At 35.2% G+C, this 12489-nt stretch carries 12 protein-coding genes; 2 read left to right on the forward strand and 10 right to left on the reverse strand.

Translation table 11 applies throughout. The features are described from left to right. Position 1: 1 nt before the first annotated feature. Positions 2 to 619, reverse strand: a complete 618-nt coding sequence (locus BM371_RS17125) for a hypothetical protein (RefSeq protein ID WP_034679224.1) — start codon at positions 617 to 619, stop codon at positions 2 to 4. 101 nt (positions 620 to 720) lie between these two features. On the opposite strand from BM371_RS17125, the gene BM371_RS17130 reads away from it, so the two are divergent. After that, complete coding sequence (locus tag BM371_RS17130) at positions 721 to 2322, forward strand: class I SAM-dependent methyltransferase (RefSeq protein WP_034679223.1); 1602 nt, start codon at positions 721 to 723, stop codon at positions 2320 to 2322. Positions 2323 to 2435: 113 nt separating this feature from the next. Next, on the forward strand, positions 2436 to 2978 hold the full coding sequence (locus BM371_RS17135; RefSeq protein ID WP_034679221.1) for a GNAT family N-acetyltransferase: 543 nt from the start codon (positions 2436 to 2438) through the stop codon (positions 2976 to 2978). Between the two features lie 27 nt (positions 2979 to 3005). Here the strand turns inward: BM371_RS17135 and BM371_RS17140 are convergent, their stop codons facing one another. The 9 genes from BM371_RS17140 to BM371_RS17180 form a co-directional block, all read right to left on the reverse strand. Further along, positions 3006 to 3770, reverse strand: a complete 765-nt coding sequence (locus BM371_RS17140; protein ID WP_034679220.1) for an enoyl-CoA hydratase/isomerase family protein — start codon at positions 3768 to 3770, stop codon at positions 3006 to 3008. 293 nt (positions 3771 to 4063) lie between these two features. Continuing rightward, entirely contained in the window at positions 4064 to 4828 is a 765-nt protein-coding gene (locus BM371_RS17145) for a methyltransferase domain-containing protein (RefSeq protein ID WP_034679219.1), read from the reverse strand. A gap of 112 nt (positions 4829 to 4940) precedes the next feature. Further along, a complete protein-coding gene (gene tnpA, locus BM371_RS17150) occupies positions 4941 to 5405 on the reverse strand; it encodes an IS200/IS605 family transposase (protein ID WP_034679305.1) in 465 nt (154 codons plus the stop codon). Positions 5406 to 5537: 132 nt separating this feature from the next. Then, positions 5538 to 6224, reverse strand: a complete 687-nt coding sequence (locus BM371_RS17155) for an SMUG2 DNA glycosylase family protein (RefSeq protein WP_034679218.1) — start codon at positions 6222 to 6224, stop codon at positions 5538 to 5540. A 110-nt stretch (positions 6225 to 6334) separates the two neighbouring features. Beyond that, complete coding sequence (paaZ, locus tag BM371_RS17160) at positions 6335 to 8830, reverse strand: phenylacetic acid degradation bifunctional protein PaaZ (protein ID WP_034679217.1); 2496 nt, start codon at positions 8828 to 8830, stop codon at positions 6335 to 6337. A gap of 127 nt (positions 8831 to 8957) precedes the next feature. Next, on the reverse strand, positions 8958 to 9788 hold the full coding sequence (locus BM371_RS17165) for an alpha/beta hydrolase (RefSeq protein ID WP_034679216.1): 831 nt from the start codon (positions 9786 to 9788) through the stop codon (positions 8958 to 8960). Positions 9789 to 9809: 21 nt separating this feature from the next. Beyond that, positions 9810 to 10403 carry an acyltransferase gene (locus tag BM371_RS17170; protein ID WP_034679215.1) on the reverse strand — a complete coding sequence of 198 codons (594 nt, stop codon included), beginning with the start codon at positions 10401 to 10403 and terminating at the stop codon, positions 9810 to 9812. Between the two features lie 120 nt (positions 10404 to 10523). Further along, complete coding sequence (gene pcaF / locus BM371_RS17175; protein ID WP_034679212.1) at positions 10524 to 11732, reverse strand: 3-oxoadipyl-CoA thiolase; 1209 nt, start codon at positions 11730 to 11732, stop codon at positions 10524 to 10526. A 62-nt stretch (positions 11733 to 11794) separates the two neighbouring features. Continuing rightward, the gene (locus tag BM371_RS17180) at positions 11795 to 12487 is read right to left on the reverse strand and encodes a DUF6624 domain-containing protein (RefSeq protein ID WP_034679210.1); all 693 of its coding nucleotides are present in this window, start codon (positions 12485 to 12487) and stop codon (positions 11795 to 11797) included. Positions 12488 to 12489 lie beyond the last annotated feature (2 nt).

Genomic DNA, 12489 nt, shown 5'->3' on the forward strand with positions numbered 1-12489 from the left:
ATTACTTATACTTCTTATGCATAATCAAACCATACACGATATGCAAAACGCCAAAGCCAAAAGTCCAGGCAATTAATCCCCATCCTAAAAAGAATAACGAAATCAATCCTAAACCAATCTGGCAAAATCCCAGATATTTTACATCTGTGAGAGTATATCTTTCTGCATTTACCAATGCTAAACCATAGAAAATCAATGTAGCCGGAGCAACCAATGAAAACAAATGATGATACAACAGCCCAAGACAAACCAATCCGCCCGTTACCAAAGGGATTGCAAAGGTAAACAAAAGTCTTTTGGTTGTCGCATCCCAAATTTTCAGGCCTTTCTTTTTGCTTTTATTGGCAGTGAAAAAATATCCGCTTAAAATGGCAACTACTAAAATTACAATTCCGGTAATGACCAGTTCATTAACCATACTCTTACTGAATGTGATTCTCTCACCTTCAAAATAATTCAGTCCTTCTCTCTTAAATACAAAACAGACATATCCCATTCCAATGATTGCAGCCAAACCAGCAACCACTCCGGATAATCCGCTTAATGAAATAAACCTTGAAGAACGCTCCATCATGGAACGTATGTGCGATAAGTCTTCGTGATAGTTTTTCGAATCCATATAAAAGAACTTTGAATTACAAAGTTATAATTAATTTTGAAACTCCAAAATTTTTCTGCAAATAATTTATGTAAATTCTTAACTTTAGAAAAAACATATTTATGGATAAAGAGATTCTGCGGTCAGAAATTTTCAGACATCTGGATGGTGTAGTTACTGCGCCAATCGTTGCTTCTTTGCTTAAAAAGGAAATCATTACATTCATCATACAAAGAGAAGAAGTGATTTTAAGTGAACTTTCAGAAAATTTTAAAGCAAATGAAGGTTATCTGAATGTGGCAATTCGTACTTTGGCTTCTCAGGATTTTCTGAATTATGAAGTCGATAATGAGAATGATGTTATTACCATTTCAGCCAATGAAAAAACGCAGTTTCTACAAAAATATGGCTTACTCTATCTGAAAGTCATTTCTTTTCTAAAACTTTCTACAGACATTAAAAATCAAATCAATGAAGCTACTTTTATTGAAGAGTTTAAGCAATTGAGCAGTACACTTAAAGATAATTTTGGAATTCATCTTTCAGATTCTGCTGACGAAAAAGATGTTCAGATACAGATTTTAAAGCATATTGAAGGCTCCATCATCAGTCCGGTAATTGTCTATTTAGGAATGACGGGAATGTTTCATAAATATTTTATGGAAACATCTTTTCAGGCTGCAGAGTTTCATAAAAACTCAGAGAATTTTGAAGTGATTTTAGATTTTATGACGCATTTAGGCTGGTTTAAAAAATCAAATGACAATTATAAATTTACCGAAACCGGAATTTATTTTGCAAAACGAGCCGCTTCTTATGGAGTTACAGTTTCTTATCTCCCATTACTGAATAAAATGGATGAGCTATTGTTCGGAAATGCTTCAAAAATCAGAGAAATTGCAGAAGGCGAAGACGAAATTCACGTTGACCGAGCCATGAATGTTTGGGGAAGTGGCGGTTCTCATGCGAATTATTTTAAAGTTGCCAATGATTTTATTATTCAGATTTTCAATCAGCCGATTCATCTGCAACCAAAAGGTGTTCTTGATATGGGTTGTGGAAACGGCGCTTTCATCCAACACATTTTTGAAACCATCGAAAGACATACGCTCCGTGGAAAAATGTTGGAAGAGCATCCGCTTTTTCTGGTAGGCGCAGATTATAATCAGGCTGCATTAAAGGTAACACGAGCCAATCTCATTAATAATGATATTTGGGCAAAAGTAATCTGGGGAGATATCGGAAATCCTCAACAATTGGCTGAAGATTTAAAGGAAAACTATGAAATTGATCTTTCGGATTTACTAAACATTAGAACTTTTCTCGATCACAACAGAGTATGGAAAACGCCTGAAAACAATCACCCCCAAAGAATAAGCACCTCAACAGGAGCATTTGCTTATCGTGGAAAAAGATTATCCAATGATCTTGTTGAAGAAAGCTTAAAAGAACATCTTGAGCTTTGGCTTCCTTATATTCAGAAAAACGGGCTCTTAATCATTGAACTTCATGCTTTAGATTCTAAACTTACAGCTAAAAATTTAGGAAAAACTCCGGCAACAGCTTATGAAGCAACGCATGGTTTTTCTGACCAGTATATTCTGGAGGTGGAAGTTTTTAAAAAGATCTGCATTGAAGCCGGCTTAAAAACAGATAAAGATTTGTTCAGAAAATTCCCTAATTCTGAATTGGCAACGGTTTCCATTAATCTATTAAAAAACTAGTGAAAGATTAGTAAGTTTCACGCAGTTTTTTTAATTTTTTATATCTACGAAATCTGCACCATCAGCGAGAATCAAATCTTAAACATCAATTACATTAATTTAAACGAAAAACAATGAAATTTGAAACCATAGAAACAGAACGTTTATTCATTCAAAAACTGGATTCTAAAACGATGAACACCATTTTTAAAACAATTGATGAACACGAAATCAAAAAAATATTAGGAATTACCAACGAAGAAGAGTTTGCCCGACAGAAAAGAATTCATGAAAAAGGATACGAATCTTATAATCAGAAAATGCTGAATTTTCAAATCGTAGAAAAGCAAAGCAATACCATTATCGGCAATTGTGGTTTTCATTCCTGGAATCCGCAACATCAGCGTGCTGAAGTAGGATATGCTTTAAATTCTGACGAGTTTAAAAATAAGGGATTTATGAAAGAAGCTCTCGGAAAAGTCATTGAATATGGTTTTCATCAGATAGAACTTAATCGTATTGAAGCTTTGATCGACGAAAATAATACCCCATCCAAAAAGTTACTGGAGTATTTTGGTTTTACGAAAGAAGGTATTATTCGAGAACATTATCATGTTGGCGGAACTTTCGAAGATTCGGTTCTATATTCTTTGTTAAAATCAGAATACAAAAAATAAAGCGCTGAAAACTCAACGCTTTATTTTTTATTTTGCTCTCAATCTTTCTTTGATTGCTTCTATACTTTTCTTCGCAGAATCTTCTAAAATCAAGCTTGCGCTCATATGAATTCTTGCAGGCATCAATTCGTTGAAATGCTCCGTTCCTTCCCAAGATACTTTTTTGATTAAAGCTAAAGCATCTTCACTTCTTGTAGAAAGTGTCGTTAAAAATTTTTCAAGCTTAGAATCCATTTCTGCAACCGTATCAGAAACAGAATGGTAAATATTGTGCTGTTCTGCCCAATCTGCCGATCTGAAATCTGCATCAATCGCCATTGCCGAAAACTGAGATTTACCTATTTTTCTTTCAACGTAAGGTCCGATTACGAAAGGTCCGATCCCCAAATTAATTTCAGTTAAAGCTAAAGCAGAATCTTTGGTTGCAAAACAGTAATCTGCACCACAAGCCAAACCTACTCCACCACCGGTAGTTTTTCCCTGAACTCTTACCACAACAATTTTACCGCAATTTCTCATTGCATTGAGAACTTTGGCAAAACCTCCGAAAAATCTTGTAGAAGCTCCCAATTCTTCGATAGCCAGAAGTTCATCAAAACTTGCACCTGCACAGAAAGCTTTTTCACCTTCACTTTTTACAAGAATAGCTTTGACTTCATTTCTTGCGCTTTCGTCAAGAATAGTCTGTGCTAATTTCTCAAGAATTGCTCCGGGAAGAGCATTGCTTTTTGCGGTTCCGAATGTAATTTCGGCAATATTATTTTTAATTTCTGATGTTACAAAATCACTCATTTTTATCTGATATTGGATTCAAACAAAAATACTAACAATTGTTCGGTTAAAAAATTTAATGCTTATAATTTCTTCATTAAAATCACAATCAGTATAAATACGTATTTTAAAATTGGGTATTTGTACGCTACCGCAGTCTACCGGAAATCCGTTACTTTGACTCAACAAAAAATTTTTAAACTAATTCCCATGAAAACTTTTAATAACCATTAACTGTTTTCAAAAAAAACGATTCTAAGCATAAATGAAAATTCCCCTTTTACTGGGGAATTTATTTTTTCAGTAATACCATTCTATTTTCTACCGTACAATAATATCCTTTTGAACGCATAAATTGCAGGGAAGTTTTCAAATTTTTCGGAAATTTTCTTTTTATATTCAGTTATAAACTTCTCTTGGTGATCTTGATCTAAAATTTCCAAATATGGAATCAAAGCCGAACCAGAGATGAACTGAAATAATTTTTCGGCATCGTCTGCTATAATTGGATAGACTTTTATGGAGATATTGAAGTCTTTTAAACCTGCATCAAACATCATTTTAGCATATTCATCCAAACTTAAAACCGGAGAAACTCTGTTCCAGTTATTAAGCTGAGTTTTGTAAGGTTCTTCAGAAGCCAGCTGAAACAAAATCTGATTAAGCAAATTTTCAGGCTGAACCGGCATTTGTACAGCAAACTGTCCGTTTTCACTTAATAAAGAAAGCAATTTTGGAAACAGCTTTTGGTGATCATCCGACCATTGGAGCGCCGCGTTGCTGAAAATCAAATCCCATTTTTCATCCGAATTGTACAGTTCTTCAATGGTTTGTTGCTTAAAGCGTAGTCTTTCATTTTCAAGATTGGAAGATTTCTCAAGCATTTCTGACGAAGAATCAATTCCTAAAAAATGAGCATCTTTAAATTTTTGTGACAGAATATGGGTTTGTTCGCCTGTTCCGCAACCGATGTCAATTGCTTTTTTTAAGCCATCTGATGAAATATTTTCTGCTAAATCAAAAAATGGCTGATAACGAATATTTTTAAACTGATTGTAAACTTCGGGATTCCAGGGCATAACTATTTTATATTTTTTAGATTAACTTTTTCGCGGATTCCGGAGGAATCCTATCTGTGTAGAATTGTTAATGACCGGTGCAATTTGCGTTCCGTAGGAACGCTATCTTTTTTCAATCATAAAATTCAAATAAATATTCGTCTTTAAATTCGATTTCAAATGCGTTCAAAAATTCGATATATTCTTGTTTAAAACTTTTCTTTTTATGATGAGTTTCCTGATTCAAAATATAATGAACAACCTTTTCTTTTTGACTTTTTCCGTAAGAAAATGCTCCATAACCTTGTTGCCATGCAAAATGATTTAAGGTCAATTTCTTTTCATTAATAAAATTTGTCGACTCTATCTTTACAATCTTCACCAAATCTGAGATAGTAATCTGTAAATTTTTATAACTAAAAAATATGTGAATATGGTCAGGATTGGCATAAATCGCTAAAACTTTTTGTCCTTTGTTATTAAAAATTCCGCAAATATATTTTTCTATTTCATCACGAATTAAATTAGTTATTTTGCTTTCTCTGCCTTTTGTAGCAAAAACCAATTGAATGTAAATTTGGGTGTATGTGTTTGGCATCATTGTGTTTTTTGGATAGCGTTCCTACGGAACGCGCTATTAGATTTAACTATTTTTCTACACAGATTGCGTTTCTACGAAACTCTGTACAACAAAATATTTTATCATAATCTTATTTATTCAGCATTGATTTCATTTGTTTTTAAGGGCTAAAATATACTTATCAATAAACAAATCTTTTTCTTTAGATTTATACTGCTGAATATATCTGGGATGTTCCAAAACCGTCATTTTGTCGAAAAGATGAGCTTCCTCATTCAATTTTGAAATGAAATCTGCATTTTTCTTCCCTAAAATAAACACTTCTGAAGTATCAAGATTTAAGCTGATATGTTTTTTCAAAGAATCAATCATAAAATCTTTCACATCATTGAAAAGTGTCTTATCATCGTAATAATTGGCATTAATCCAGCTTCCTTTTGATTTCCTAACAATCGCCAAAGGAAAAGGTGAATTGATATAAATATCTTTGTAGAATTCCTCTGCTCCTCCATATTCTGCGATCATATCATACATAAAAACGGAAGAAATTTCATGAGTATAAGCTGATTCCATTTTTATTCCGCAAACACTTTCTAATCGTTTTGTATCAGTAAAAGGAACGCCGGTAACTCCTGCTCCGTGACGACTCGGATTGATTCCAATAATAAATTTTCTTTGACTGGAATCGTTGTAATATTTATGATAAAACTTTTGCATGACTTCCATCGTTTCAGGATTATCAAGATAAGGATTTAATACCTGAAAATCTTTGGGAAGCTTTCCGGAATAGTGTAAATTTTTATTGAATTCAACAACTTGATCGGCGAAGGTTTTCATGGGATAAATGTAATCATTTAAACTAAAAATGGGGTAAATCTTTATTCGCAGCAAAAAAATCCCTTTCAGTAAAAACCAAAAGGGATTGTAAATATATATTTTATTCTGAATTAAATCAATCCAAACTGCTCAAAATGATGCGTAAAATGCTTTCTTTGGAAAAGCTCCATCATCTCTTTATTCAAATGTCCGAATCTTGGATTGTAATGTTCCGCAAAAGGATTTTCTTTGAAATAAACTGTAAATTCTTTCAGTGTTTCTATTAACTGAGTTTTAGCCGCATCCAGATTTTTATTTTTATTCTGAGGAACTTCGCCTTCTTTCCACAAAGGATATTGTGCTCCCGGACGAATCTTTTGATCGGTATACAGCCAATCCTGAAGTTTTTCTAATTTCTCAGCAGGAATTTCATCAAAATCCTCCGGCTTCAAATTACCGAAACCGTTTCTGAGAACTTCTTCCAAATGCTCAACCATCAATTGCGGCGTAAAATCTCCAAAAACAGGTTTGGTATTTTCAGTTAAACCATTCAATTTTTTCTGAATATTCTGAACTTTAAAATCGATAAACGGAGAGTGTTTAGCCACCAGCGTTAAAATTGTCGCCACGCAAACCACCTCATCTCTTTGATTGATTACTTCCACCAGCCATTTTACCACACCGGAAGGAATATTTCTTCCTTTTACGCCTCTGTTGATTTTTTCTTTGGCCGTTAAATAAACGGTGATTGTATCTCCTGCATAAACAGGCTTGAAGAACGAACAGTTTTCCAAACCATAATTGGCAATAACCGGTCCTTTTTTCCCTGAAACGAACAATCCAGCCGCTGCAGAAAGAATAAAATATCCGTGAGCAACGGTTTTATCGAAAATGGTTCCGGTCAAACTCGTTGCGTCTGTGTGTGCATAGAAATGATCCCAAGAAACATTGGAGAAATTAACAATATCTGCATCAGTTACCGTTCTTCCTGCTGTTTCCAAAGAATCTCCGACCTCAACTTCATCAAAATATTTCTGGAAAGGATGTTTGTCTGAATATTTTTTCTCAGCGCCTTGCTGATAAATTTTAGTAATTGCTGTCAAAGTATCCGGAGAACCTTGAATCGCCGTTTTTTGAAGGAAGAAATGAAGACCATTCAATCCACCCATTTCCTCGCCGCCTCCTGCTCTACCAGGACCTCCGTGCATCAAAGTCGGAAGTGGCGAACCGTGACCTGTACTTTCTTTCGCGTTGTCTCTGTTTAAAACGAAAATTCTTCCGTGTTGAGAAGCCATTTTCCAGGAAGTTTCTGCTACGAAATTGTTATCATGAGAGACAATTGAACCTACCAAACTTCCTTTTCCTCTTTTTGCCAACGCTGCAGCTTCTTCCGCATCTTTGTAAGGCATCAAAGTAGAAACCGGACCGAAAGCTTCGACATCATGAGATATATTTTTTGTAAACGGAGAATCATTTAAGAATAACTTCGGAGACATAAATGCTCCGTTTTCGTAATCAGCATCTACCAATTCGTGTTTTCCGTCGTAAACAAGCTCATTTTCTGTTTTTAAGATATTTATTTTTCTTATAACTTCATCGTACTGCTGCTTTCCAACCAAAGAACCCATTCTGGTTTCTCTACTTAAAGGACTTCCGATTTTTGTCTGATCTAAAGCTTTTGACAAAGCATTCTGAACATCACCAATTAAGTTTTCAGGAACAAGAATTCTTCTGATTGCTGTACATTTTTGTCCGGCTTTCGTCGTCATTTCGTTACGAACTTCTTTGATGAATAAATCAAATTCAGGAGTTCCCGGTTTTGCATCCAATCCAAGAATTGAACAGTTCAAAGAATCTGCCTCCATATTGAAACGAACAGCATTTCCTGAAACAGAAGGTAAAGATTTCAGTTTTCTACCCGTTGTTGCAGAACCCGTGAACAAAACAGAATCTCCGTCTTTAACATAATCCAGAATATTTCCCGGTTCACCACAAACCAATTGAAGCGCACCTTCAGGAAGAACGCCGCTTTCAATCATATCCTGGAAAACCGCGTTCGTCAAATAAGAACCATAAGGAGACGGTTTCACAATACTTGGAACGCCTGCCAACAATGAAGTAGATAGTTTTTCCAACATTCCCCAAACAGGAAAATTATATGCATTGATTTGCACAGAAACACCTTCACTCGGTGTTAAAATGTGAGTTCCTAAGAAAGTTCCGTTCGCAGAAATTTTCTGAGTTTCCCCATCTACCCAAAACGGAGTATTCGGAAGCATTCTCTTTGCCAGTCCTGAATACGTAAAAAACGTACCAAAACCTCCTTCGATATCTACCCAAGAATCTGCGTGAGTCGCACCTGTTTTATATGATAATTCGTAATATTTTTTCTTTCTTTCTAAAAGGTAAAGTGCTACTTTTTTCAACATTTCCCCACGATCATAGAATGTCATTGAAGAAAGATTTTTGTAGCCTACTGTTCTTCCGAAATCAAGAGCCTGCTCAAAATTCAGCCCATCTGTATCCGAAACAGCAACCTGCTCTCCCGTCACGGCATTGTATAAGGGAATTCCGTTTCCGGTGCCTTCGATCCATTCGCCGTGGATATAGTTTTTTAATTTTTCCATATAGTTTTTATATTTTAAAATTCAACAATGTAGTAATGTAATAGTTTACCAATGAGATTCTTCACTTCGTTCAGAATGACAAATTGCAAAAATTGTTACACTGATACATTTTTAGATTGTTATATTTTTAATTTTTCGGTTCCTGATAAGGAAACAATTTCACCAACCCTTCATACAGGCTTCTGTGAAGAATAGTTGCGTGATTGTCAGTTTCCATCATTTTGTATTCTACCGTCCAGTTTTTCTTATTTGATTTTTTTAGAATATCGAATAAATTTTCCGCATCTTTTACCATCACCGGATGCTCACCTTTTCCTACAGAAACATAAATAAATTTCTTAGTATCCGGTATTTTAGTTAATAATTGATTAGCCTGTTTTAAAAGACTTTCATCATCCCACCACAAACTCGGGCTGATGATAAAATAATTATTGAACATTTCAGGTTTTTTCAGCAAAATTTCTGTTGCTAAAAGTCCACCCAGCGATTGCCCGAATAAATATGTATCGGTAGTTTTAAACTGACTTTCGATATAAGGTTTTAATTCTTTTTCCAGGAAATTGATGAACTTATCAGAATGTCCTGTTGTAGGATAATCTTTTTGTAAATCTTTTAAATCGGTATGAAACGTGAAATCTCTTTTTCTGTCAATATTCGCAATTCCTACTACAATCGTTTCCGGCATGGAATACATTTGATTAAAAAACTGAACCAATCCTGTTACGTGAATAAAATCTTCATTCATGCTTCCATCCAAAAGATAAATAATCGGATAGGTTTTTGTTTTATCGAAATTTTGCGGAAGATAAATGTTTAACCTTCTTTCTTCATTTAAAATCTTAGATTTTATGGTTCTGATTTCTCCAATAGTTAATGGTTTTACATTTCCGTTTTGTGCTAAAAGCATACTTTGAAATGCAAGCAAAATACTACAGAAAGCGAGAATTTTTTTAATCATATTAAATTTTGTAGGGTTGGGTTATTTCACATCGTCCCAAATGCCGTAATCAACAACTTTCGTAGGAATCTGCTGAACATATTCTGTAAACGGTTCGCAGGGTAAAATCGCTTCTTTTCCTTCTCTTGCCAACTCCTGATAGAGCTTTGTTCCTTCCGTTTTCCATTTGATCATTTCATTAGAAACATCGCGGATGATTTTTGCAGGACTTCCCACAATTAATTTTCTTGCTTCACATCTGAAATTTGCAGGAACAAAAGCCAATGCGCCGATGATACATTCATCACCGATTACGGCTTTGTCCATCACTACAGCATTCATTCCAACCAGACAATTTTTTCCGATATGTCCGGAATGAATAATCGCACCGTGACCGATGTGCGCAGATTCTTCCAAAATAGTTTCAATCCCCGGAAAAACGTGAAGTGTACAGTTTTCCTGAACATTTGCACCGTCTTTGATGATAATTTTACCCCAGTCGCCACGAATCACCGCGTTTGGACCGATATATACTTCTTCACCAATTTCTACATTTCCGATAATCACCGCTTGGGGATGAACATAGGCGGATGATTTGATGATGGGACGAATTCCGTGATATGAGTAGATATTCATAATTTTTAAATTTAATAATATATCAATCTAACAGTTTACCAATTGAGATTCTTCACTTTGTTCAGAATGACAGGAATTGTTACATTGATACATTTTTATATTGTTACATTATTGAAAAAGTTATACTTTTTCAATCACCATCGCATATCCTTGTCCGACACCGATACAAAGTGTACACAAGGCATATTTTTTATTTTGTTTTTGAAGTTCCAACGCGGCAGAACCTATAATTCTTGCTCCTGAAACTCCAAGTGGGTGACCAATTGCGATGGCACCTCCGTTTGGATTTACTCTTGAATCATCATCCTGTAAACCTAAACTTCTGGTAACTGCTAGAGATTGAGCAGCAAACGCTTCGTTCAATTCGATAACATCCATATCTTCTAATGAAAGATTCAGTCTTTTCAATAGTTTTTGAGTTGCTTCAACGGGGCCAATTCCCATGATTCTTGGCTCAACACCTGCAACAGAAGATCCTAAGATTTTAGCTTTAGGTTTTAAACCATATTTTTTAACCGCTTCTTCACTTGCTAAAATAAGAGCTGCTGCTCCGTCATTCATTCCCGAAGCATTTCCAGCGGTAACTGTTCCTCCTTCTTTTTTGAAAGCCGGACGAAGTTTTCCTAAACCTTCCATTGAAGAAGTTGGTTTTATGAATTCGTCTTTATCGAAAATTTTCGGTTCGCCTTTTCTTTGTGGAATTTCAACTTTTACAATTTCTTCTGCCAATCTTCCGCTTTCCTGAGCTTTAGTCGCTTTTTGTTGTGACCAAAGGGCAAATTTATCCTGATCTTCACGGCTGATGTTGTGCATTTCAGCTAAATTTTCTGCAGTGTCTCCCATTGCGTCAACGCCATACATTTCTTTCATTTTGGGATTTACAAATCTCCATCCGAAAGTAGTATCAAACATTTGGCTGTCTCTCCCGAAAGCTGCGCTTGGTTTTGACATTACATAAGGTGAACGCGTCATATGCTCCACTCCACCTGCGATATAAATTTCGCCTTCCCCGGAAGCAATCGAACGGAAAGCATTAGCAACTGCAGACATGCCCGAAGCGCACAGTCTATTTACCGTTTCACCTCCGATTTTGTAAGGAAGTCCTGCCAATAAAAGTCCCATTCTCGCTACGTTTCTGTTATCTTCACCCGCTTGGTTAGCGCATCCGAAAATAACGTCTTCAATTTCTTCAACAGGAACTTCAGGGTTTCTTGCAACAATCTCTTTTAGAACGATTGCTGCTAAATCATCGGCTCTCACTTCTGACAATCCTCCACTTAGTTTTGAAATGGGAGTTCTGATGTAATCTATGATGTATACGTTGTTCATAATTTCACTTTAAAAATATAATAGTGGGATAACTTGAAATTACCACATTCACTTCTATTGATTTATTTTCTATTTCGTAATTCTAAAGCCTGTTGTAAAGTGTAAGGTTCGAATTTGAAATCCTTTCCGAACATCCTTTGAGCATTTTCTTCAATGGTAGAATCAAATCCTGCTTCTTTTCTTCTCTTATTCACATTTTTAAGATCTTTAACAGGCCATACAAAATTGATAAAGATTTGTTTCCCATCTTTATCTTTTGTCATTTCCCCTTTCCCTTGTGTTCCATAGATCTGTTCTTTATTTTCATTCATCAGATATCGATCTTCCATCATCGCAACCCATGTAAAAGGAATTTCTTTCTTTTTTCCAGCTTCTTTAATAAGAGGCAAATATTTTCCAATTTTAGTTGAATGTTGGATCACATACCATGCTGCCTGATTCGTTGGTTCTCCTACAAGCGTTTTCCCCGGATAACCATATTGAGCAATAATATTTTCAATTTTCTGCATGTTCAGGCTATCATGTTCTGCAACCAATTGCCAGCTTTTCTTTTCAAACTCTTCTTTATCGATATTCAGATCTTTCAGTAACTTCTCTTTCTTTTCCGGAGTTATTTCGGAATCAAAAAGCATTCTGTAGCCTTGATCAACAGTCATAATCTCATCAAGTTCTTTTTTCAAAGTTTCATTTACTTTCTGCTGAGCATTGATCAGAAATGTTGAAAGCATGAAAAGCAGTAAAAATATTTTCCTCATTT

Source organism: Chryseobacterium formosense (genome assembly GCF_900116415.1).
Lineage (GTDB): Bacteria > Bacteroidota > Bacteroidia > Flavobacteriales > Weeksellaceae > Chryseobacterium > Chryseobacterium formosense.